Origin of the sequence: Hoeflea marina, from assembly GCF_003182275.1 — a bacterium.
Classification (GTDB): Bacteria; Pseudomonadota; Alphaproteobacteria; order Rhizobiales; family Rhizobiaceae; genus Hoeflea; species Hoeflea marina.
On sequence record NZ_QGTR01000004.1, the window covers coordinates 392,520 to 414,212 of the forward strand.

The 21,693-nt window shown below is 66.6% G+C and carries 19 protein-coding genes; 5 read left to right on the plus strand and 14 right to left on the minus strand.

Going from position 1 to position 21,693, the window contains the following annotated elements; translation table 11 throughout:
* Window positions 1-11 precede the first annotated feature (11 nt).
* The 10 genes from DFR52_RS17270 to DFR52_RS17315 form a co-directional block, all read right to left on the minus strand.
* Window positions 12-1,199, minus strand: coding sequence for an acyltransferase family protein (locus DFR52_RS17270; RefSeq protein WP_110033238.1), 1,188 nt, complete (start codon window positions 1,197-1,199; stop codon window positions 12-14).
* A gap of 575 nt (window positions 1,200-1,774) precedes the next feature.
* Window positions 1,775-2,794 (minus strand): ketol-acid reductoisomerase, encoded by a 1,020-nt coding sequence (gene ilvC, locus DFR52_RS17275; protein WP_110033239.1) that lies wholly within the window; start codon window positions 2,792-2,794, stop codon window positions 1,775-1,777.
* Between the two features lie 95 nt (window positions 2,795-2,889).
* Entirely contained in the window at window positions 2,890-3,621 is a 732-nt protein-coding gene (locus DFR52_RS17280) for a TetR/AcrR family transcriptional regulator C-terminal domain-containing protein (RefSeq protein ID WP_245415383.1), read from the minus strand.
* Between the two features lie 101 nt (window positions 3,622-3,722).
* Window positions 3,723-4,169 carry a ribose 5-phosphate isomerase B gene (gene rpiB, locus DFR52_RS17285; protein WP_110033240.1) on the minus strand — a complete coding sequence of 149 codons (447 nt, stop codon included), beginning with the start codon at window positions 4,167-4,169 and terminating at the stop codon, window positions 3,723-3,725.
* Between the two features lie 22 nt (window positions 4,170-4,191).
* Window positions 4,192-5,466, minus strand: coding sequence for a TRAP transporter large permease (locus DFR52_RS17290; RefSeq protein WP_110033241.1), 1,275 nt, complete (start codon window positions 5,464-5,466; stop codon window positions 4,192-4,194).
* A 9-nt stretch (window positions 5,467-5,475) separates the two neighbouring features.
* Window positions 5,476-5,943, minus strand: a complete 468-nt coding sequence (locus DFR52_RS17295; protein ID WP_110033242.1) for a TRAP transporter small permease — start codon at window positions 5,941-5,943, stop codon at window positions 5,476-5,478.
* Between the two features lie 55 nt (window positions 5,944-5,998).
* Window positions 5,999-6,991 (minus strand): TRAP transporter substrate-binding protein, encoded by a 993-nt coding sequence (locus DFR52_RS17300; RefSeq protein WP_110033243.1) that lies wholly within the window; start codon window positions 6,989-6,991, stop codon window positions 5,999-6,001.
* Between the two features lie 27 nt (window positions 6,992-7,018).
* Window positions 7,019-7,771: a FadR/GntR family transcriptional regulator gene (locus DFR52_RS17305; protein WP_110033244.1), complete on the minus strand. Its 753-nt coding sequence runs from the start codon at window positions 7,769-7,771 to the stop codon at window positions 7,019-7,021.
* Between the two features lie 222 nt (window positions 7,772-7,993).
* A complete protein-coding gene (locus tag DFR52_RS17310; RefSeq protein WP_158284992.1) occupies window positions 7,994-9,073 on the minus strand; it encodes a nickel/cobalt transporter in 1,080 nt (359 codons plus the stop codon).
* A gap of 44 nt (window positions 9,074-9,117) precedes the next feature.
* The gene (locus tag DFR52_RS17315; RefSeq protein WP_110033246.1) at window positions 9,118-9,771 is read right to left on the minus strand and encodes a DUF1007 family protein; all 654 of its coding nucleotides are present in this window, start codon (window positions 9,769-9,771) and stop codon (window positions 9,118-9,120) included.
* A gap of 155 nt (window positions 9,772-9,926) precedes the next feature.
* On the opposite strand from DFR52_RS17315, the gene DFR52_RS17320 reads away from it, so the two are divergent.
* Window positions 9,927-10,853 carry a bifunctional helix-turn-helix transcriptional regulator/GNAT family N-acetyltransferase gene (locus DFR52_RS17320; protein WP_110033247.1) on the plus strand — a complete coding sequence of 309 codons (927 nt, stop codon included), beginning with the start codon at window positions 9,927-9,929 and terminating at the stop codon, window positions 10,851-10,853.
* Between the two features lie 112 nt (window positions 10,854-10,965).
* On the opposite strand, the gene DFR52_RS17325 is transcribed toward DFR52_RS17320, so the two are convergent.
* A complete protein-coding gene (locus DFR52_RS17325) occupies window positions 10,966-11,379 on the minus strand; it encodes a winged helix-turn-helix transcriptional regulator (protein ID WP_110033248.1) in 414 nt (137 codons plus the stop codon).
* A gap of 142 nt (window positions 11,380-11,521) precedes the next feature.
* On the opposite strand from DFR52_RS17325, the gene DFR52_RS17330 reads away from it, so the two are divergent.
* Window positions 11,522-12,400 carry an SDR family oxidoreductase gene (locus DFR52_RS17330; protein WP_110033249.1) on the plus strand — a complete coding sequence of 293 codons (879 nt, stop codon included), beginning with the start codon at window positions 11,522-11,524 and terminating at the stop codon, window positions 12,398-12,400.
* Window positions 12,401-12,524: 124 nt separating this feature from the next.
* Here DFR52_RS17330 and DFR52_RS17335 read toward each other — a convergent pair whose 3' ends face one another.
* Window positions 12,525-14,018 (minus strand): sensor histidine kinase, encoded by a 1,494-nt coding sequence (locus DFR52_RS17335; protein ID WP_110033250.1) that lies wholly within the window; start codon window positions 14,016-14,018, stop codon window positions 12,525-12,527.
* A gap of 119 nt (window positions 14,019-14,137) precedes the next feature.
* Window positions 14,138-15,712 (minus strand): glycosyltransferase, encoded by a 1,575-nt coding sequence (locus DFR52_RS17340; protein WP_158284993.1) that lies wholly within the window; start codon window positions 15,710-15,712, stop codon window positions 14,138-14,140.
* Window positions 15,713-16,026: 314 nt separating this feature from the next.
* On the opposite strand from DFR52_RS17340, the gene DFR52_RS17345 reads away from it, so the two are divergent.
* On the plus strand, window positions 16,027-17,169 hold the full coding sequence (locus DFR52_RS17345) for a glycosyltransferase family 4 protein (RefSeq protein WP_110033252.1): 1,143 nt from the start codon (window positions 16,027-16,029) through the stop codon (window positions 17,167-17,169).
* A 75-nt stretch (window positions 17,170-17,244) separates the two neighbouring features.
* A complete protein-coding gene (locus DFR52_RS17350; RefSeq protein ID WP_110033253.1) occupies window positions 17,245-17,676 on the plus strand; it encodes a potassium channel family protein in 432 nt (143 codons plus the stop codon).
* A 262-nt stretch (window positions 17,677-17,938) separates the two neighbouring features.
* Here the strand turns inward: DFR52_RS17350 and DFR52_RS17355 are convergent, their stop codons facing one another.
* Complete coding sequence (locus tag DFR52_RS17355) at window positions 17,939-18,685, minus strand: pyridoxine 5'-phosphate synthase (protein ID WP_110033254.1); 747 nt, start codon at window positions 18,683-18,685, stop codon at window positions 17,939-17,941.
* Window positions 18,686-19,129: 444 nt separating this feature from the next.
* Between DFR52_RS17355 and DFR52_RS17360 the strand changes: the two genes are divergently transcribed.
* Entirely contained in the window at window positions 19,130-21,442 is a 2,313-nt protein-coding gene (locus tag DFR52_RS17360; RefSeq protein WP_110033255.1) for an autotransporter outer membrane beta-barrel domain-containing protein, read from the plus strand.
* Window positions 21,443-21,693: the final 251 nt, after the last annotated feature.

A 21,693-nucleotide genomic window follows, 5' to 3' on the forward strand; every position in this document is an offset into this window, starting at 1 on the left:
GATCGCCGGCCTCAGGACTGACCGGAGGCTCCGGCGCGAGAGGGCTGCTGCAGCCCGGCCGCGCCAGTCTGCCCGGCCGGCGGCCTGGCGCGGGCGCCATTGAACAGCAGCAACGCAACCGCCGACCGCGCGATCAGCAGGTGGATGCCATAGGACAGCAGGCCCGCCAGCGTGAAGGTGATGAGCCACTCGAGCAGCGGCGGCCAGTCGAGCATGAGAAACAGCGTCGCCATCGCGAAGATCAGCGGATGATGGAACAGATAGATGGTGAAGGACGCATCGACGATCCGGCGGATCGCCGGATTGTGACCGTTGAAGCGGACGGTCGCCATGCCGGTGATGAAGCCGGTGATCATCATCGCCGCGACGACGCCCGAGATCATGAACACCGCCTGCGACCATGGCGTCGACGGCGCGATCAGCGACACCAGCCCGAGCAGGCAGCCGATGCCGAGCGCCATCCATCCGGCCCCCGAATACCACGCCCTCAGCGGCGCGCTGATGAACATGGCGGCGCCGAAGCAGAAATAGACCGCGTAGGAATTGTAGGCGACGGCGGCCGGCATGTGGCTGCCGCCAACCCGGTAGAGTGCAGGAAGGACCAGCGCCAGCCCGGCGCAGGCGGCGGCGAGCGTGGCAAAGGCCAGCCAGCGGTGCCTGAGCCCGAACTCGGCGACCGCGGCGACCAGGGCCGAAAACCGCGCGGCGCCGGTCAGCGCGACGATGCCGGCCAGCGCCGCCGAATAGGTGATCAGGCAGTAGAGGAACCACAGATGCGACACCCACGGCTCGTCGAAGTGGGTCTCGCTGAAGGCGATGCTGGCCCCGAGCCGGGCCGGGGCAAGTTCGCCCGAGACCACAAGCCCGTATTGCTGCATGACGATCTGCAGCGGCAGGATGGTCAGCGTTGCCGTGGCGAGCGGCAGCCCGAGCCGGACGAGGCGTTTGCCGAGCCACGGTCGGGCACCCTGGCGCGAGAGCATCATCATCGAGAAGAAGCCGGCCAGAATGAAGAATCCCGGCATCCGGAAGACATGGATGCTGTCGGCGATCAGGGTCAGCAGCGGGCTGTGCTGCGGCGAGGAGACCGACCAGACGAAATGCGTCGAATAGACCACCGCCGCATGAAACGGGATTCCAAGCAGCAGATAGAGTGCGCGCGCAAAATCCCAGTGATGCTGCCGTGACTGCGAACTCATGCGCCTGGCCTCGATCGGGGTGGCGGTTGGCTGGCGTCAAGCATAGGGCGGAGTTGTTTAAATCCTGCTAATGCGGCGATGGCGGCGAGTCCCGAAGGCCCGGCGCCGCCCGGCACCCGGACGGTCTGCCGGGGGGAGCGCCGAGGGCTGCCGGTTGCCCGTTTGGGACCGCCGCGGCGGCACCTCCTCCGTCATGCCGGCCCGCGCGCCGGCATCCAGCGGGCGAGCGTCCGCGAGCCGGGGGACTCGTAGCGGACCATCCTCAAGAAGGCGAGTCTCTCACCGCGCGGACGCGCGGGTCTCTGGGGACCCTCGTCCTTCGAGGCTCGCTACGCGAGCACCTCAGGAGGCCGGGGCGACGGTGTGGAGGGCGCGGTACAACCCGTCTGGCTCTATTGCGTGGAAGCATAGCAGTGTCGTGAGATGGTCCGGCACCAAGGCCCGAGGTTCCGGCTGCGATCTCGTCGTTCCGGTCCGGACGCGAAGCCCGAAATGCGAAGGACCGCGGCGTTTCCGCCGCGGTCCCTTGTCCGATGAGTCTGGGTCAGATCAGTCTTGGTCGTCGAACCGTGGCCTCAGTTCTTGGCCTTGTCGACGAGCGCGTTGCCCTTGATCCAGGGCATCATGGCGCGCAGCTTCTCGCCCACCTCCTCGATCTGGTGGCTGTCATTGTTGCGGCGGATGCCCTTGAAGCGGGCGCCGCCGGCGCGGTATTCCTGCATCCACTCGGAGGTGAACTTGCCGGTCTGGATGTCGGTGAGGATGCGCTTCATCTCGGCCTTGGTTTCCGAGGTGATGATGCGCGGGCCGGAGACATATTCGCCCCATTCGGCGGTGTTCGAGATCGAGTAGTTCATGTTGGCGATGCCGCCTTCATAGATCAGGTCGACGATCAGCTTGACCTCGTGCAGGCACTCGAAATAGGCCATTTCCGGGGCATAGCCGCCTTCGACCAGGGTTTCGAATCCGGCGCGGATGAGCTCGACCAGGCCGCCGCAGAGAACCGCCTGCTCGCCGAACAGGTCGGTTTCGCACTCTTCCTTGAAGTTGGTCTCGATGACGCCCGAGCGACCGCCGCCGACGCCGCAGGCATAGGAGAGCGCGAGGTCATGGGCGTTGCCCGAGGCATCGTGGTGGATGGCGATGAGGCAGGGCACGCCGCCGCCCTTGAGATATTCGCCGCGCACCGTGTGGCCGGGGCCCTTGGGCGCGATCATGACGACGTCGACGGTCGACTTCGGCTCGATGAGGCCGAAATGCACGTTGAGGCCGTGGGCAAACGCGATGGCAGCGCCGTCGCGGATGTTGGCGGCGATCTCGTCCTTGTAGATGTCGGCCTGCAGCTCGTCGGGAGCGGCCATCATCATGAGATCCGCCCAGCCGGCGGCTTCAGCCACGGTCATGACCTTGAAGCCGTCAGCCTCGGCCTTCTTGGCGGTGGCCGAACCGGCGCGGAGCGCCACGGCGACGTTGGTTGCGCCCGAATCCTTGAGGTTGAGCGCATGCGCCCGGCCCTGCGAACCGTAGCCGATGATGGCCACCTTCTTCGACTTGATGAGATTGAGGTCGGCGTCACGATCGTAATAAACGCGCATGGGTCACTCCTGTTGTGTGCGTTTCCATTGTCCGTTGCGGCACGGGTTTGGCCCTGCCGATACTTGCTGGCGCATGCCCGCCTGCCCCGATGGGGTCAGCCGAACAGCGTCAGAAACCTGTCCGTCGCGGCTTTCGCCCGCGCCGATATTTCGCTGTCGTCGAGCCGGCCTGTCTCGCCCAGCAGCACCCGGATCTGCGTGTCGGCAATGACCAGGCCGAAGAAGGCCCGGAATGCCTCCGAAGCTTCGTCGAATGTCAGGAGCCCCGCCGACCGCCCGGCGAGAAACAGCGGCTCGAGCCGCCGCGCCATCGCCACCGGGCCGTTGGTGAGCACGATCTCGCCGAGCCGGCTCCTGTTCGATCCGGCATGGGAGACCGCCGCGCGGTTGAGCGCGATCGACAGCTCGCCTGAAATCACCGTGAGCCAGCTTGCGGCAAAGCTCGACAGCGCCTCGCTCAGGCTCTCGCGCGTCAGCCCCTCGCTCGGCAGCTTCGGCATCCGCACCTTGGAGGCCTGCCAGCGCACGGTGGCCGTCAGCAGGCCGTCGCGGTCGCCGAACCATTTGTAGAGCGTTTCCTTCGAGCAGCTCGCAGCCCGCGCCACCGCCGCCACGGAAAACCCGTCGCCCTCCTCCACCAGCAGCCTGAGCACCGCATCGAGCACCTCGCGCTGCCGCGGCGAATACTCCTCGTCGCCTGCGACCGCGGCCGGCGACCCGGCATCAACGCCGGATGCCAGGGCACGATCGTCCGGTGCGGATGGGCTGGAAAGAACGGCGCTGATGTTCATGAAGCGCATGTACCGTACCGTACGGTACGGTGTCAAGGGGCGATCAGGCGCCTACAGCTGGCGGAGATCGACTTCTCCGCGCCCTCCCCGCCGGGACGGTCCACCCGGTCCATCCAGGCGGCCCGCGCGGCGCCGGCTCAGCGTTCGGAATCCATCGTGTGCAGCTTCTCGACGCGGCGGCGGAATTCTTCGCTGGTGGAGAACTCCGCCTCGAGATAGGCGGCGATGAGGTCGCGGGCGAGCCACGGACCGACGATCTGGGCGCCGATGCACATGACATTGACATCGTCGTGCTCGACCGACTGGTGAGCCGAATGGACGTCGTGGCAGACGGCGGCGCGGATGCCCTTGACCTTGTTGGCGGCGATCGAGGCGCCGACGCCGGTCCCGCAGACCATCAGGCCGCGATCGGCCGTGCCTTCGGTGAGCGCGCCGGTCACAAGCCTGGCGATATCGGGAAAATCCACCGGCTGGTCATCGAAGGAGCCGACATCGATGACCTCGTGTCCGAGCGCCTTGATGGTCTCGATGGCATGGGCCTTCATCGGAAATCCGGCATGATCAGAACCGACTACAATTCGCATTTCAGTATCCTTCCAAAGGGGGCTAACGCAGGAAGCTGGGAAGCCAGAGAACAAGATCGGGGGCGAAGGTGATCACGCCGAGGGTGGCCAGCAGCGGGATGTAGAAAGGCGCAAGCGCCTTGAGCAGATCCCTGAGCGAGATCTCGGCGATCGAGCAGACCAGGAACAGCGACAGGCCCATCGGCGGCGTCAGCAGCCCGATCATCAGGTTGAAGATCGCCACGATGCCGAGATGCACCGGGTCGACGCCGGCCAGCACCATCGGCGGCGCGATCACCGGCACCACGAGCAGAGTCGCCGTGGTGGAATCGAGGAACATGCCGGCGATGAAGAAGATCAGGTTGGCAATCAGCAGCAGAACCACCGGGTTGGTGGAGAGCTGCAGGATCATGGCGGCAAAATCCTGCGGCACCTGCTCGACGGCCAGGATCCAGCCGAACAGGGCTGCGGCGGCGACAATGATGAGAATGGCGCTGGTCGACCGCACGGTGGCGAGCGTCGAGTGCCAGAGATGCGACCAGGTCAGTTCGCGATAGACGAGAGCGCTGATCAGAATGACGTAGACGGCGGTGACGGCGGCCGCTTCCGTCGGCGTGAAGAGGCCGAAGAGCATGCCCGAAATCATCAGCACCGGCGCGATGATCGCCGGCAGCGCCGGCAGGAAGGAATGCCAGATCTCGCGCAGGGTCGGCCAGCGCTCGGCGCGCGGCATGGCATGGCGCAGCGACAGCATGGCCGCAGTCAGCATCAGCAGCGCGACGCAGATCAGCGCCGGCACGATGCCCGCAAGCAGCAGCTGGACGATGGAGACGCTGGTCACCGAGCCGTAGACGATGAGCGGGATGCTGGGCGGGAAGATCGGGCCGACGACGGCCGAGGCGGCGGTGACGGCGGCGGAGAACGGCGCCGAGAAGCCCCGCTTGCGCATCGCCTCGATCTCGATCTTGCCAAGGCCGCCGACATCGGCGAGCGCCGCCCCGGACATGCCCGAAAAGATCAGCGAGGAAAAGATGTTGACCTGCGCCAGCCCGCCCGGCGCGCGCCCCACCAGCGTGTCGGCGAAGCGGAAGATGCGCTCGGTGACGCCCGACAGGTTCATCAGGTTGCCGACAAAAATGAAGATCGGCACCGCGACCAGCGGGAAGCTGTCGAGCGCATAGGTGATGCGCTGCGCCAGCAGCCCGAGCGGAAACCCTTCCACCAGGATGTAGAGGATGGCGGGCAGCAGGATGGCATAGACCACCGGGAACCCGATGATGAACAGGCCCAGAAAGGCGATGATGATGACGATGCCCATGGCCTGACCCTAGATGATGACGCTGGACGCCTTCTGCGGCGGCTTGCGCAGATGGACGAGATGGACCACGGCCGCGGATGCGAAGCCGAAGAAGGTGGAGCCGAGGAAGATCCAGAACGGAATCTTGAGGGTCGGGGTGGCGTTGTTGAGGTTCATTCCGATGGTCTTGAAGGCGGCGTAGGCGACCACGCAGGCGATGAAGATGGCGGCAATCGAGGTGGCGAGGTTGAGGATCCGCCGTGGCACGTCCGGCAGGGCGTTGCGAAGATCGCCCATGACGATGTTCTCGCCGGCCTCGACCACCAGCGGGTAGCTCACGAAGACGACGCAGATCAGCAGGAAGCGGGTGAACTCCTCGGCGCCGACGATCGGCGCGCCGAACAGGGAGCGCATGATGATCTGGGCGAAGGGCACGAACACCAGTGCGCCGAGCAGGAACACGCTCACATATTCGATGATGCGTCTCAAAGGTTTCATGCGCCCCTCCCCAGGGAGACGGACGCCCGCGGGCGTCCGTCAGTGGATGCGACGGTCAGTTGACCGCTGCGATCTGCTCGATATAGGGCTTGAAGCTCGGGAAATCGGTGCGGATCTGCTCGAGCACCGGCTTGCGGAAAGCCTCGATGTCCAGGCCTTCGGCCTCGGTGACGACGGTCATGCCGTTGGCCTTCAGCTCCTCGACGAGAGCTGTTTCCGATTCCTGCGCCCAGCTCAGCGATTCCTTGGCCTTGTCGTCGAGCACCTTGGTGATCTTGGCCCGGTTGTCCTCGCTGATGCCCTGCCAGACCGCCTCGTTGATGAAGACGGCGAGCACGGAATGCATGTGGCCGGTCATGGCGACGTGCGACTGAACCTCGTAGAGCTTGTTGGCGGCGATCATCGTCAGCGGGTTTTCCTGGCCGACCACCAGCCCGGTCATCAGGGCTGTCGGAAGCTCGGCCACTTCCACCGGCGTCGGCGTGGCGCCGAACCCCTTGACCATCGACACCCAGAGATCGAGCGGCACGGCGCGGAACGGCTTGCCCTGAAGATCGGCGGGCGACTTCACCTCGAAATTCGACGAGATGTGGCGGGCGCCGCGATAGATGCGGCCGATGATCCGCACCCCGCCTTCGGCGATCAGCTTCTCGTTGATTTCCTGCAGCGCCGGCGAGGAATTGGGATCGGTGGCCGCCAGCGCCTGTTCGGCGTCGCGATAGATGAAGGGGGCGTTGAACACCGCCACGTCCGGCACGATGCGGGCGAGCGACGCGAAGTCATGGTGGCCCATGGAAATCGAGCCGAGACGGACGCCGTCGACCATTTCGGCAACGCCGCCAAGCTGGCTCGCGGGGAACACCTGCACGGTGATGTCGCCGCCGGTTGCTTCCGAGATGCCCGCCGCGGCTTCAGTTGCATAGCGGGTCTGGATGTCGCCCTCCGAGCCGACATGGGCATAGCGAAGCTCTTCGGCGAAAGCCGGCGCCGACAGGACGCCGAACGCGATGATGGCGGACGCGATGCGCCCGGTGATTGAAGAATACATAACTCACTCCTCCACAGTTGGTTTGGTCTACTCCTCCATGCCGCTTCTGCTGAAAGCGGCAATGATGCTCTTGCGGCGCAGTTCGTCGCCGATCGCAAAATGCTCGCGCAGCCGGCTGTCGGCCGCGTCTCCATCCCCCTCCACGATCGAGAGAAAGACCCGGCGGTGCGATTCCACCAGATCGTCGATGACCTCCGGCGCCTTGCGCGCCGTGCGACGACGCTCGACATGGTTGCGCATCAGCAGTTCCGAGATCGCCTTGTAGAGCGTGATCAGCGCCTGGCTGTGGCTCGCCTGGACGATGGCCGCGTGAAAGCGGAAATCGGCCATGCCGCCCTTCTCGGGATCGGCGAGCGTGGCGATCAGCGCTGTCAGGCAGCCGCCGATGCGATCGAGGTCGCCGTCGGTGGCGCGCTCGCAGGCGAGCCGGATTGCCTGGCACTCGATCGCCATGCGCGCCTGCATGATGTCCTCGGAGACATTCTGTTCCTGCGCCAGGCTGAAGGTGAAGAAATCGGTGAGCACCGAGATGTCGGCCTTGCCGACAAAGGCGCCGCTGCCATGGCGGATGTCGACGAGCCCGAGCATGGCCAGCGAGCGCATCGCCTCGCGCAGCAGCGGGCGGCCGACATTGAGCTGGACTGCCAGCTCGCGCTCGGCCGGCAGCCGGTCGCCGGTTCGCAGTTCGCCCGAAAGCAGCTTCTTGCGGAAGAAGGCGAACACCCTCTCGCTGCCGCTGCGCGGATCGGTGACTTCGGTGGGCGTCTCGTTGGTTGTCATGGTCTCGTCCAGTGGTCTTACCACTATAAACCTCTACGAGCGCAAGGAGTCAAGAGGGCACTCGCAGAGACCGCGACATGCCGTGAAGCTGATAAACTGATGCCAATGAGGCGCATTCATTTGGATTGACTGTTCAGACCAGTTGAAACCATGAAGCGGGGACCTTGGGGTCCTCAAGCATCAACCGGTGGAGGGCATGGGAAGGCTGAAGAGCCGGGCGGCTCAGCCTGCGGCCTGCAGCGCCAGCGCTCCCGCCAGCATGGTCAGCCCGAACGCCAGGATGATCAGCGACGCTGTGAGTTGCAGCCCCAGCGAAACCCGCGAAGCCAGCACCGAATTGACCGACGCCGCGCGGGTGAGCGTGTCGCGGGCGACCACCGACATCAGCGCGATGAGCGCGATCGTTGCGCCGGTGCCGAGCGCCATGGCGACAACCGAGACGATGCCGGCCGGGAGCACCCCTCCCGACAGCGAGAACACCAGCACGATCAGCGCGCCGGAACAGGGGCGGATGCCGACCGAAGCGATCAGCGGCAGCAGTCTTGGCCAGGAGAGGCTCTCGATGGGCGCACCGCCGAACCGCGTGGGCACGCAGCCGCAGGCGGCACCATGGACATGGTGCCCGGCGCTGATGAAACCGCGCCATCCGCGGCGCACCGCCTGCCGGAGCCGCGAAAGCCATGCCCCCTCGCCCGCCGCGCCGGGACCGCCAAGGCCCCGGGTCTCGACCTGCTCACAGACGAACTGGCCGCTGGAAATGAAGCGTGGCGGACCGAGGGCCTGCCGAGTCCGCGCCACCAGCAGCACCAGCCCGATCATCGCGATCAGTCCGTAGCTGGCGATCGCCACCATATCGGTCATCCCGGCCATTCCGGCGGCGGTGACATGGAAGGCCAAGGTGCCGACCAGCACAAGGCCGATGGCCACGAACGCCTGCATCAGGCTGGCTGCGAACGAGATCGCCGCCGCCCGTCGCAGGGAATCCCCCGTCGACAGCAGGTAGGACGAGATCACCGCCTTGCCGTGGCCGGGGCCGACGGCGTGAAAGACGCCGTAGAGCAGGCTGAGCCCGACGAGCCAGGCAAGCGCATGCGGGCTGGCGGGGAAGTGGTCGACGGCGTCTGTGAGCCGGCCGTGGAAATAGGCCTGCGCCTGCATCGATCTGGCCACCAGGCCCGCGAACGGTCCGCTCCAGCCCATGCCGGCCGGCGAATCGGGAGTGGCGACGCCGAACGGACCGGAGGCCGCAAGACAGGGCCGCGCGACGAGTGAGAGGGCCGTGAGCGCCAGTGCCCCGAGCATGCCGCCGGCATGCCTCCGCACGGCCGTCGCGGCACGGCCCGGCCTCATTTGCACGCGACCACGAAGCGGTGGGCGAGGCCCGCGGCGGCGTCCTGCAGCGCCTCGGGCAGATCGTGCTGGTCGGCGGGGATCTCGGCAAGTTGCGCCATGATCGCGGCATCGAGCTCCCGGGGCGGCTGGTAGCGGGCCCGGCAGTTCCCCGCCTCTCCCTTGACCATGACCGGCGCCGTTCCGGGAAAGCTGTAGGCGACGAAGTACTCCGGATCGAGCACGTCGATTTCGAGAGCCGCATCGAAGGCAACGGGGGTGGCCAAGGGCAGCGTGAAGGTCAGCGTCAGCCGCTTTTTAGCCATCGCCAGCGCGTAATGCACAGGCGGGCCCAGCTCGGACTGCTTCCCGCCGGCCGTCACATAAGTGAAGAAATGATAGGGCGCGAGCGCCTCCATGTTGGTATCCGACAGCGGCTTGAGTTCGGCTGCCGAGAGCCGGTGGTCGCCGTCGGTGTCCAGCCCCTGGGCCGCATAGGCCGAAAACGGCGCGTCGAAGGTCCACACATTGGTCACCGAGGCGAGGCTGCCCGCCTCGATATTGAGCGTGACGGCGCCATCGACCCAGACATGCGGATGGGCGCGGGCCGCTCCCGCCAGCCCCGCCTGCGCCACCAGCGCGGCGCCGAGAATCCCCGCGATTCGTGTCATGCAACTGCCTCTTTCGATCGCCAGCAAGACCCCGCAATAAGGCGGAATTCGGGTCCATGCGATGCGGGTTGAAGTCGCAGGACAGCCGTTCCGTCCGAAGATACTTGACTCCGTCCATTATATATTTGAACCTGTCCCGGTCATGGAGTGAGCCAATGCCCGGGGATAGCGACGCCGGCCTGATCGAGGCCATACGCGGCTTCAACCGCTTTTACACCGGCCATCTTGGCCTGCTCGGTCGCGGCTATCTCGAGGCGGGCATGACCCTGACCGAGGCGCGGGTCCTCTATGAAATCGGCGCGCGCGGCGAACTTGCGGCCAGCGACCTCACCCGGGACCTGCATCTCGACCCGGCCTATCTGAGCCGCATTCTCAAGAAGTTCGGCCATGCCGGCCTCGTCGGCAGCCGGATCGACGCCGACGACAGGCGCAGCCGCGTCATTTCGCTCACCGCCGCGGGAACGGCGGCGTTCGAGAGCATCGAAGCGCTGTCACGGCGCCAGCTTGCCGCATTGCTGGCTCCGATCGAGCCGGCCGGGCGCAGCGAAATCGCTCATGCCTTCGCAAGCCTCCGCCGGCTGCTCGACCCCTCCGCGGCCGCCGGCCCCGTCGTCATCCGCCCGCACAGGCCCGGCGACCTCGGCTGGATGGTGCAGTCCCAGGCCGAGTTCTACACCGGCACATTCGGCTGGGACGACCGCTTCGAGGCGCTGGTGGCCGAAGTCGCGGGTGCGTTTCTCCGCAACTTCAACCCTGCTCGCGAGCACTGCTGGATCGCCGAGCGCGACGGCATCCGCATCGGCTCGGTGCTGGTCGCCGATGGCGGCGGCGACGTGGCCAAGCTGCGGCTGCTCTATATTGACGGATCGGCACGCGGCCTGGGGCTGGGCCGCATGCTGGTCGAGCAGTGCATCGCCTTTGCCCGTCAGGCCCGCTACCGGCAGCTCACCCTTTGGACCAACGACATCCTGCACGCGGCGCGGGCGATCTACCGGCAGCAGGGCTTCCGGCTTGTCTCGGAGGAAAGACACACGATGTTCGGGCCGGACCTCACCGGCCAGACCTGGACGCTGGAGCTGTGACGCGGGTGGCCGATGCGGCGCGCCCACCGCCGCCAATGCCACGCACCCTCCTCACCACAGCCGCGGGCCGCCCGGCGAGCCGCTCCAAATCGCCATCCTCGAATGGGCGGCCTCACGCCGCTTCGGAGTCGAACCGCCGCCGCGACGCCTTGACCGCGTCCGCATTGGCATGCGCCCATTCCAGCAGCACCGAATACGAGACGAACATCGACCGGCCAAGGTCGGTCAGGCGATAATCGACGCTGGGCGGCTTGGTCGGATAGACGGTACGGTCGACATAGCCGTCACGCTCCAGGTCGCGCAATGTCTGGGTGATCATCCGCTGCGAAATGTCCGGCACCAGTCGCCTGAGTTCGCCGAAACGGTAGGGCCGTTCGGAGAGCAGCTGCAGCACCAATGGCGACCACTTGCCGCCGATCTGGCCGATCACGGTGCGCACCGGACAATTCTCCAGATCCAGAGTTTCGACCTCTCCGGCCTGCCTCGCCCGGAGCTTGCCGGCGATGCCGGCGTGTGTGTCCGCCATGATGGTTCCCTTCCGATGCCCAGCGGCGGAAAAACTGCCTCCTTTACCGACTGCCGTCAATCTCTATGTAAGAGCAGCTCTCAAATCGAGAGCAGCAACCGATGCATTCGTCGCCTCCGCGACGGCAGTGAAGGACCCTTTCATGAGCAAGATCCTCGTCACCGGCGCCGCCGGCCATCTCGGCCGGCTGGTCGTCAGACACCTCATCGAGACCGAGGGCGTTGCCCCCCCGGATGTGATCGCCGGCAGCCGCAACACGGCCAGGCTGGCTGACCTTGCCGCCGGCGGCGTCGAGCTTCGCACGGTCGACTTCGACCGCTCGGACGACATGACGAAGGCCTTTGCCGGCGTCGACAGGCTGCTGATCATTTCGACGGATGCGGTCGGCTCCGGGAAGCGCCTTGAGCAGCATCGCCGCGCCGTCGCCGCTGCTGCCGCCGCCGGGGTGGGCCACATCGTCTACACGTCGATGCCGAGCCCGGAATCGAGCCTTGTCACCTTCGCCGGCGACCATCTGGGAACCGAGCAGGCGATGAAGGCCACTGGCATTCCCCACACCATCCTGCGCGACGGCTGGTATATGGAGAACCTGTTCATGGTGCTGCCGCAGGCGCTCATGGGCGGCGCCTGGTACAGCTCGGCCGGCGACGGCCGGCTGGCCCATATCTCCCGCGACGACACCGCCCGCGCCATCGCCGCGGTGCTCGCCCGCGACCTGGGCGGCGGCACGCTGACGCTCACCGGGCCGCAATCCTTCACCACCGAAGAGCTCGCCGAGCTCGTGCGTCAGCTCACCGGCAGGTCGCTCGCCGTCGTCCACCTCACCGATGAGCAGTTGGCAACCGGCATGAAGGCCGCCGGGGTGCCGGAGCCCGTGATCCCGATGCTGGTCTCCTTCGACGCCAACACCCGCGAAGGCCACATGGCGATGCAGACCGATGCCTTCGAGCGCCTGACAGGCGGCAAGCCGCAGACCCTGAAGAGCTTCCTCGAAGCCAATCTCACCGCGCTCGCCGGCTGAATGGACGACGGCCCGGGCGAGGAGGCCTCTCGCCCGGCTGCCGGCTCCGCGCCCGGGGCAAGGGTCTGGTTGCGACTCCCTGCGCTTGCACGCCGACTTCGTCCGGTTTGACGCCGGACCGGTCTCACTCCTGAGCGTCGCGGAGACTGTCTAGCGGCGCCGAGATCGTCCACACCAGACCGGCGGGATCGTAGTCGATCACCGCCCTGGCCCTGAGCTCGGCACTGAGCAGCTTGTTGATCAGCCTGGTGCCGAAGCCGGTGGCTGTCGGCTTCCGGACGGCGGGCCCGCCGGTCTCGCGCCAGTTGAGTTTGAACTCACGGCTCCCGGCTGTGGCAGTCACGCTCCAGTCGATGCTGACATGCCCGTCCGGGTTCGACAGCGCGCCATACTTGACCGCGTTGGTGGCCAGTTCGTGAAAGGCCATCATGAAGGACTGTGAAACCCGCGGCGAGAGCGTGATCTCCGGCCCGTCGACCGAGAACTGCTCGCCATGAAGCGATTCCGTCACCGCCGCAATCACCGTGGGCAGGTCGACGCCCGCCAGCTGACGCCCGGTCAGAATGTCCTGCGCCCGCGACAGCGCCGAGAGCCGGGCGGCGATCTTGTCGCGCCCCTCCGCCAGGTCGACACCGTCCCTGAGTGTCTGGTTGACGATCGCCTGCACCCGGGCGAGCATGTTCTTGACCCGATGGTCCATTTCCTGTGTCAGCAACTGCCGGTGCAGTTCGGCCTGCTTTCGGTCTGTCATGTCCATCGCCGCGCCGACGAATCGCGTCGGCAGCCCGTCTTCGTCGCGATGGCACATGCCGCGCGCCGACACCCAGCGCACGCTGCCGTCGGCCAGCACGATCCGGTATTCCGCATGGAACTGCTCTCCCGCGTCGATGGCTTGGCGGATGCGGGCGCCGAGCTGCTCGCGGTCATCGCCATGCACACCCTCGAGCAGCTGTTCCACCCCACCCATGCCTGATTCGTCTTGCCGAGCGGCACCGAACATCTGGGCAAACGCGGCATCGAACATCAGCCTGTCGGTCTGCAGGTTCCAGTCCCAGGTCCCGATGCTCCCGGCCGAGACCGCGAGCCTGAGCCTCTCCTCACTTGCCTTCAGCGCCTCGAACGCCGTGTGCCGGTCGGTGACGTCATTGCAGACGACCAGCACGCCGCCGACGCCGCCAGGCGCGGTGTCGTCATCGATGGGGCTGTAGCCATAGGTCCACCAGACATCCTCGCGGCGGCCATGCCGGGTGACCGGCACCAGCTGGTCTTCATTCCAGGTTGAGCCCTCGCCACGCATCACATGTTCGATCTGCGGTCCGATGATATCCCAGATTTCGGCCCAGCAGTCCCGTCCGCGCTGTCCAAGTGCGGCGGGATGACGTTCGGGGCCCAGAGTCTGGCGATAGGCGTCATTGTAGAACTGGATGAGGTCCGGACCCCACCAGATGAACATGGGGTGCTGGCTGGACAACAGGATGCGGATGGAAGTGCGCAGGCTTTGCGGCCATCTTTCAGGCGAACCCAGCTCTGTGGCCGACCAGTCGCGGGCCCGCATCAGCGCTCCCATCTCGCCGCCGCCCGCAAAGAAACTTGTCGTCCGGCCCCGCATGCTGTCCATCAAAATCAATCTCTTGTCCGTGCCTTGCCTCACTCTACCTGAGGTTGGCGGGACATGCCAATCCCCATGATCTCCGCCGGTGTCCTCATGTCCCGAATCGGGAATCCGGGCGCGGGTTGTCAGGACCGGTCATGGCGGATCTCCAGGCCGGGCAGTCCGATCGGCGAGATGCCGAGATCGCGCGCCAGCACGCCGAAGGCCTCGGTCTCGATCAGGTCGCGATAGGGCGTTTCCGGGAACACCAGACCGGCCCGGTGAACGTTCGCGTCAACCAGCAGCATGGTGCCGCCGACCCCATGCAGCGGCACCCGCTCGAGATAGCGCAGTCCGTCGAGATGGCGTCGGCACCAGTAATCGGCAGGAGGCTGGAACAGGCCGTGGCGGACATGCTTGTAGTATTCGGCCGGCGTGGGCTCGCCCACCTCGAGAAAGCTGTTGCAGTCATAGCTCGGCCCGCCCGATTCGAGCACGCAGTGCGGCACGACAATCTTCGTCTCCGCTGCCAGCAGCCTGCCCAGCGTCTCGGGCGGAAAATCCACCACGTCGACATCGATCCACAGCACCCAGTCGTCTCCGGCTGCGAGCCCTTGCGCGATCATGGCGTTGCGGGCGCGCGCGATCATCGCGCGGCGCTCGAGCTGCAGCGCCGGCAGCCAGCGTCGACGGCGCGGGATCGTGCGGCCGCCGGTCCGGATCTCCAGCCGCGAGATGCCCGCGAAGGCAGTGCCGTGCTTGGCGATGATCCTGTCGATGGCCGCCGCAGAGCCGTCGCCGCTCTCACCCTCGCCGTAGACGATGCAAATGTTCTGCTTCGGATAATCGAGCTGCTGAATCAGCGCCAGGTTGCGGTCGAGAAAGCGCGCGCCGTCGCGCACCGGCACGAAGACCACCACATCGGGCGCCGGTCTCCGCGGCGGAAGAGGTGCGGCCATCAGCGCGAGATCGATGCCTGCGGAGGCCTGCGCCAAGGTCTGCGACGGGCCGGCAGTCAGGTCGTGCCGGGCCTTGCGCCATCGGCCCTTCGCGGCGCGCCAGAATCCGTCCCAGGCCCTGCCCCATCCCCGAGGGCTTTCGCCCTCGTACCAGCTGCCGCGCCAGTAATGGTGCGACAGTCTCAGCTCGCCATGCGGACCGCTGGACGGGGCCCCGTCGAGCACGCCGCCGCGAGCATGCGGCGTGAAGATGTGACAGCTGTTGAGCGACAGTCCGCCCTGGTCCGGATACTGAGCCACCGCGCCTGACAGCACCAGCGGGCCGGTGCTCGCCAACACGTCGACGTGTCCATGCGGCGCCATCACCTTGCACAGCTCGATGACGCTGAGCCAGAACGGGTGCCGAGCGGGGCTCGCCATGGTGCCGTTGAACCACATCGCCTCCAGCCCCCGCAGGTGACCGGACGTGATATGCGCTAGGGGCTCCGAACACAGCACCACGCGCGCGTCGCCCGCCAACGGCTCCAGCGGTGAAATGCACGCGGTGTCGATGTCAGCGTAGACCCCGCCGAAATGCCACAGCAGACAATAGCGCGACAGATCGGCGCGCTGGACAGGATTGGGATAGGCAAGATAGATGTCCATCAGGTGCGGAAATTCCGCCCGCATGAAGACCAGCAGGTCCTCATCGGTCCAGAAGCGGTAGTCCCAACCGGGATTTTGGTCGATCCAGCTCTGCGGATCGCCAATCTCGCGGGGCACGTGGCGAGAATTCCACGACTGGTGGATGATCCGGGGGATGCGCGGCTGGTCTGACGATGACATGGATGGATTGACACGGTTCGGGTGGGGGAGACCGGCCTCACGGTCCGGCTCGGATACGGTAACTTGATACAATGGCTGCACTAATCACCACTGGCGCGCGGAATGGCAATGGTTTTTTCATGGAGAGTGCCGCCGCGGCCCTGCCGAGCGCGGCTGCCGGGCCATATCCCCATGCGTGACCCCGACGAGAAACCCGGCGGCCGGCGCCGACCGGTCTGGCGGAACCGCCCGCCCTGCCCTATGTCCGCGCGATGAGCTGGATCCAGATCACCAATACTCTCAGCGCGGAACCGGCGGCCGGGGGCGAAATCCGCAACCATCAGTTGCTCGGTTCGCTGCGAAAACTGGGATACGCAGAGCGCATCGCGATGGCCGCCTTGGGAGACTTCCCGCCAAAGACGAGCGAATGGATGATCCGCCAGCGGTTCTCGACCGCGCAGGTCAAGTCGCTCATTGCCGCACTGCAATCGAACCCCCCTTGCCTGCTGCTGCTTGAAGGCGCCAGTCTCGTCGACCTGGTCCAGCCACTGCGATCGGCCTTCCCCCACGCCCGCATCGTCATCGACTTCCACAATATCGAGAGCGACCTGCTGCGCCAGATGGACATCAGCCGCTTGCCCGCCGGTGCGCGCTGGAGCGCAGGCTTGCTGTACGGGCGCCGTTGGCGTCTCGCGCGACAGGCGGAATTCGACGCCGCGATAGCCGCCGATGCGATCTGGGCCTGTTCGGAAGCCGACGCGGCGCGAGCCCGCGCCATGGGCCTCGGCGGCCGCATCGACGTGGTTCCCAATCCGGTCCCGGCCTGGTGCGAGATGCTTCCGGCGCCGGACCGCACGGGCGCTCCCGCAGCGCTGTTCGTGGGCCAGCTCGCCTACCGGCCCAACAAGCTGGCCGTGCGCCAGCTCGCGCGCCGGATCATGCCGGGTCTCCTCCGCCGCGCGCCTCTGGCGACACTCGTCATCGCCGGCCGCAATGCCGGCTCGCGCATGATCAAGACGCTGCAGCGCGCGGACGGCTGCCATCTGGTGGAAAGCCCCGCCGACTTGGCGCCGCTCTACCAGGCGGCGAACATGGTGCTGCTGCCGATCCGGCACGGAGGCGGAACCCGGATCAAGGTGATCGAGGCCCTCGCGGTCGGCCGGCCGATCATCGCCACCGGGCTGGCCGTGGAAGGTCTCGGTCTGGTGCCTGGCACCCACTACCTGCGGGCCGAGACATCGGCGGACTTTGTCCGCGCCACGCTCGAACTCGCCGCCAATCCCGCCCTCAGCGGAGCACTGGTGGCCGCCGGCCGTGCCCATGTGCTGGCCGGCCACGGCGAAGAGGCGATAGACGGCGCCGTGCGAATGGCCGCGGCTGCCCTGATGGCCGCCGACACGGCGACGGCGCGCTGATCGGGCAGAACATGGCCACGCGCCGGCCGGTGCGCCGCGCCGTTGACTTGCGCCCGGTCTCGGCTAAGAAACATCATGCTCCTTGACCTCGCCCTCGGGACTCTCATCATCTCGCTGACGGTGCTGATCCACACCTTCGGGCTCATCGGCGTCACCCATGCCATGAACTGGCTCACCGACAAGGTCCGCCATTACGGCCAGCGCAGCCGGCTCCTGGCAATGAACTCGGTCGTTCTCGGCATCTTCGCCATCCTGACGGTCGAGGTATGGCTCTGGGCGGTCTGCTATCTGGCGCTCGGTGTCTTCGGCGACCTGGAGACGGCGCTCTATTTCTCCACCTCCAGCTTCTCCACCGTCGGCTATGGCGATGTCGTCATCGAAAAGGACTGGCGCCTGCTGGCGGCGCTCGAGAGCATCAACGGCTTCCTGCTGATCGGCTGGTCGACCGCCTATCTGATTGCCGCCTCCATGCGCGTCGGCCCCTTCCGCTCGGGCGAGCACTTCTAGATCGTCGTGCCTGATATCTGACGATCCCCCTCTCCGTCATGCCACCCTTCGATGGCCGCCTACGCGGAGACGTACAACGATGAGGGGCGAGCATCCCGGCGCGGGCAGACCCGTCCCTTATGGCTCACGGGTTCGCCTTTGCTGCCTGGAAATCGGTCGGCGACATGGCCGGCTTTCGGCGGTGACCTGCCCTATCAGCTGGATCGCAGGTTTCGCGCCCGCCCGGCATCCGGGTCGCCCGGGGCAGCCTCCTCGGTATCGCTCAGCCGCCGCAGGCGCGCATGAAGCGGCGCGCCGTCTCGGCCATGCCATATTCGAGCGCATCCGCCGTCAGCCCATGGCCGATCGAGACCTCCAGGAGGTCGGGAATGGCCCTGGCCAGCGCCGGCAGGTTGGCGACAGTCAGATCGTGGCCGGCATTGACGCCGAGGCCGAGCCTTTTCGCGATGCGGGCAGAAGCCTCCAGATCGGCGAGCGCCGCCGCAGCCTTCGCCGGATCATCATAAGTGCCGCCATAGGGGCCGGTGTAATACTCGATCCGGTCGGCGCCGGTGGCCTTGGCAGCCGTGAGAGCTGCCTCGTCGGCATCGGGATCGCAGAACAGCGACACCCGCGCCCCCGACTTCTTCAGCCGCTGCACCCAGTCGCGCAGGAAATTGCCCTGGCCGGCAAAGTCCCAGCCGTGGTCGGAGGTGGCCTGCGCCGGGTCGTCGGGCACCAGCGTGACCTGCTCGGGCGCGCATGCCCTGACCAGCTCGAAGAACTCCTCGGTCGGATAGCCCTCGATGTTGAATTCGGCCTGCGGGAACTCGTCGTCGATCAGCGCCCGGATCTCCGGCAGGTCGGAAAAGCGGATGTGGCGCTGGTCGGGGCGCGGATGCACGGTCAGACCGTGCGCGCCGGCGGCAAGCGCGATGCGCCCCAGCCCGGTGACGCTCGGCCACGGCAGGTCGCGCCGGTTGCGCAGCATGGCGATGGCGTTGAGATTGACGGAGAGCTTGGCGGCCATGGAATGTGTCCGGTGCTGGCGATGGGGCTCACACCTAACACCTTCACCGGGGCACGAAAACCCGGATTTGCGTGAAGCGTCGATGCGTCCGGCTGATGGTTGGCGATCCCGGTCGGGCGGCTTGCGGGTGTGAGGCGCTCGCCGGGCGGGCCCGGCCGGCCGCAGGCGTCGGCGATGCCGGACGCAGTCTCCGCGCCTGCGGCGGCCGATGTCCCCCGCCCGTCCCCCGCCCGTGCTGCGCACGCCCGCATGTGAGGCTCCCGGGCTGACCGGGCGGCCTGTGTCATTTCCGCGACTCTTATACTAAATAATTGATTATAAATTGAAATTCACCGATCGGATGGACGGCGGCAATTGCCATTGCTGCGCGATACGCTACGTTGCAACGATCACCATCACACTTCATGCGCGCTTGAACAGTTCGGCCGCACCCCCGGGGCCGCCATGATCACTGCGTCGACGTCTTCGCCTGCTTTGCGCCTCTCGCTCCGCCGGTTGCCCGGCGCCCTGCTGCGCGGCACCGCGCTGGCCGGCGCAGCGCTGTCGGCCCTGTTCGCCGCCGGCACTGCCCAGGCTCAGAATGTCCATGGCAACGCCTTCTTTGTCGACACCCAGGATCTGGTCGCCTATGCCGACGGTCTCGGGACGATCGAGCTGATATTCGGACGCGCCTATCTGATCGGCGCCGAGACCATCACTCTGGGCAACACCCTGAGTTGGAACTTCCAGTCGACCGGCACCATCCTCGCCAGTCCAGGCACAACCCTGACGCTCGCGGCGCCCGCATTGTATTTCGAGCAAGGCGCAGAGCTGCATTTCGGTCTGGCAGGCGATGACTCCGGCACGGTCGTGCTCGGAGGCGACGGCGGCACCAGCATCGTGGGCTCGGCCAGTCTGGTGAGCGTGGACGATGGCATCCTGCGAATCGGCAACAGCACCGTGGCGGATGGCCTGTTCGACACCCAGGCGGGAGGCGAAATGCGGATTGCCGCCGGCGCCGCCCTGGAGATCAACGGCTATGACATGACGCTGATGAACCTGTCGGGCGCCGGCACCATCCGCAATGGCAACGGGGCGGCTGCGACGCTCGAGATCTTCAACGACATGGACACGACGTTCTCCGGCACGATCGAGGACGGCGGCGCCGGCGCGCTGGCGTTGACCAAGACCGGGGCCGGCACGCTGACGCTGGCAGGCGCCGCGACCTATGCCGGGCCAACCACGGTCGCGGCCGGTGCTCTCGCCGTCAATGGCAGCCTGACAGGCACGATCGACATCCTCGCCGGCGCCACCCTTGCGGGCACCGGCAGCGTCGGCAGCGTCACCGTAGCATCCGGCGCAACGCTGGCGCCCGGCGATGCGCTTGACGTGCTCGATGTCGCGGGCGATCTCGACTTCGCCTCCGGCAGCACCTTCGAGGTCGTCACCGACACCGCCGCTGCCTCCGGCCTGGTCCGGGTCACCGGCACGGCAAGCCTTGGCGGCGCCACGGTCAAGGTCGTCACCTACGACCCGACGGTCAGTTATGCGCTCAACCAGACCTATGTCATCGTCGAGGCCGGCGCGCTCGACGGCAGCTTCGGCGGCGTCAGCCTCGATTCGGCGTTCCTAAATTCATCGTTGAGCTACGCGGGCGGAACCGTGTCGCTCAACCTATGGAACCTGGAGATCCATCCGCTCGACAGCGTCGCCGTCACGGCCAACCAGACCGCCGTGGCGAGATCCGTCAACCGGTTCGACCAGACCGCCGGCAGCGGCTCGCTGGCCGTGTACAACGCCATCCTCTTTTCCAATGAAGCCAATGCGCGCGACGCCTTTGACCTGCTCTCGGGCGAGATTCACGCGTCGCTGAAGTCCGGCCTCATCGAGGACAGCCGCCACATCCGCACCGTCGTTACCGACCGCATCACGCTGGCCTTCGCCGCGACTGCCTCCGAGACCGGCGCCTCGCCGTGGATGCAGGGCTTCGGCGCCTGGGGGCGGACCGGCAGCGACGACAATGCCGCCGACATGGACCGCTCGATTGGCGGCGTGTTCATCGGTGCGGACGGCTTCGTCACCGACGGGGTGCGACTGGGCTTCGTCACCGGCTACAGCCACTCGCGGTTCGATGTCGACGTCTCTTCCGCCGGCGTCGACAGCTACCACCTCGGCGCCTATGCCGGCGCCGAACTCGGCGGCATCGTGCTCAAGGGCGGCGGCGCCATTGCCTTCAACCGGATCGACACCGGGCGCACGCTCGACTTCTCCGGCTTTTCTGACTCACTCTCGGCGAGCTACGACAGCACGCTTTCGCAAATCTTCGCCGAGGCCGCCCACCGCATCGATCTCGGCGCCGTCCGCCTCGATCCCTATATCGGCCTTGCCCATGTTCACCTCGCCACTGACGGCTTCTCCGAGAGCGGTGACGCGGCGGCCCTCTCCGGCGGCTCCGACAGGATGGACGTGACCTATTCGACGCTCGGCATGCGCGGCTCGATGGCGCTGCCCGCCGGAACCATGGCCCTGACCGCCACCGGCCAGATCGGCTGGCGCCATGGCTTCGGCGAGACAGGCCCGGTCCCCGATCTGGCATTTGCCGGCGGCGATGCCTTCGCGGTGAAGGGCCTTGCCGTCCCGCGCGACACCGCGCTCGTCGACCTCGGCCTCCGCCTGGCCATCGCGCCCGCCGCCAGCCTCACGGTCAGCTACCAGGGCCAGTTTGGCAGCGACCTGATGGACAACGGCCTCAGCGCCGGTTTCACGATGAAGTTCTGACCCGGCGGCGCATCGGCGCGGCGGGAACGGCTGCTGCAGGTATCCCGCCCGCCTGACCAGCATATTGGTGATGAACAGCGGAAGCAATACGGTCCAGCCTGGCAGAACTTCTGCCGGTATTGCACGGGTTCCGCAATACAACTGGATTTTCCTGTTTGTTCCTCCTACTCTCCGGAGATACGCCGGCCGATATGCTGGAGCTTAGGCAGCACAACCGCTCCCGTTGCAGCATGACTGCCGGATTCGCCACG

What these genes read in the sequence shown, in the direction of transcription:
- DFR52_RS17360 (WP_110033255.1), top strand. Translation starts at nt 19,130, where the DNA reads ATGATCACTGCGTCGACGTCTTCGCCTGCTTTGCGCCTCTCGCTCCGC.
- DFR52_RS17295 (WP_110033242.1), bottom strand. Translation starts at nt 5,943, where the DNA reads ATGAAACCTTTGAGACGCATCATCGAATATGTGAGCGTGTTCCTGCTC.
- DFR52_RS17320 (WP_110033247.1), top strand. Translation starts at nt 9,927, where the DNA reads ATGCCCGGGGATAGCGACGCCGGCCTGATCGAGGCCATACGCGGCTTC.
- DFR52_RS17335 (WP_110033250.1), bottom strand. Translation starts at nt 14,018, where the DNA reads ATGGACAGCATGCGGGGCCGGACGACAAGTTTCTTTGCGGGCGGCGGC.
- DFR52_RS17325 (WP_110033248.1), bottom strand. Translation starts at nt 11,379, where the DNA reads ATGGCGGACACACACGCCGGCATCGCCGGCAAGCTCCGGGCGAGGCAG.
- DFR52_RS17305 (WP_110033244.1), bottom strand. Translation starts at nt 7,771, where the DNA reads ATGACAACCAACGAGACGCCCACCGAAGTCACCGATCCGCGCAGCGGC.
- ilvC (WP_110033239.1), bottom strand. Translation starts at nt 2,794, where the DNA reads ATGCGCGTTTATTACGATCGTGACGCCGACCTCAATCTCATCAAGTCG.
- DFR52_RS17315 (WP_110033246.1), bottom strand. Translation starts at nt 9,771, where the DNA reads ATGACACGAATCGCGGGGATTCTCGGCGCCGCGCTGGTGGCGCAGGCG.
- DFR52_RS17345 (WP_110033252.1), top strand. Translation starts at nt 16,027, where the DNA reads ATGAGCTGGATCCAGATCACCAATACTCTCAGCGCGGAACCGGCGGCC.
- DFR52_RS17355 (WP_110033254.1), bottom strand. Translation starts at nt 18,685, where the DNA reads ATGGCCGCCAAGCTCTCCGTCAATCTCAACGCCATCGCCATGCTGCGC.
- DFR52_RS17290 (WP_110033241.1), bottom strand. Translation starts at nt 5,466, where the DNA reads ATGGGCATCGTCATCATCATCGCCTTTCTGGGCCTGTTCATCATCGGG.
- rpiB (WP_110033240.1), bottom strand. Translation starts at nt 4,169, where the DNA reads ATGCGAATTGTAGTCGGTTCTGATCATGCCGGATTTCCGATGAAGGCC.
- DFR52_RS17350 (WP_110033253.1), top strand. Translation starts at nt 17,245, where the DNA reads ATGCTCCTTGACCTCGCCCTCGGGACTCTCATCATCTCGCTGACGGTG.
- DFR52_RS17330 (WP_110033249.1), top strand. Translation starts at nt 11,522, where the DNA reads ATGAGCAAGATCCTCGTCACCGGCGCCGCCGGCCATCTCGGCCGGCTG.
- DFR52_RS17310 (WP_158284992.1), bottom strand. Translation starts at nt 9,073, where the DNA reads ATGCTCGGGGCACTGGCGCTCACGGCCCTCTCACTCGTCGCGCGGCCC.
- DFR52_RS17300 (WP_110033243.1), bottom strand. Translation starts at nt 6,991, where the DNA reads ATGTATTCTTCAATCACCGGGCGCATCGCGTCCGCCATCATCGCGTTC.
- DFR52_RS17270 (WP_110033238.1), bottom strand. Translation starts at nt 1,199, where the DNA reads ATGAGTTCGCAGTCACGGCAGCATCACTGGGATTTTGCGCGCGCACTC.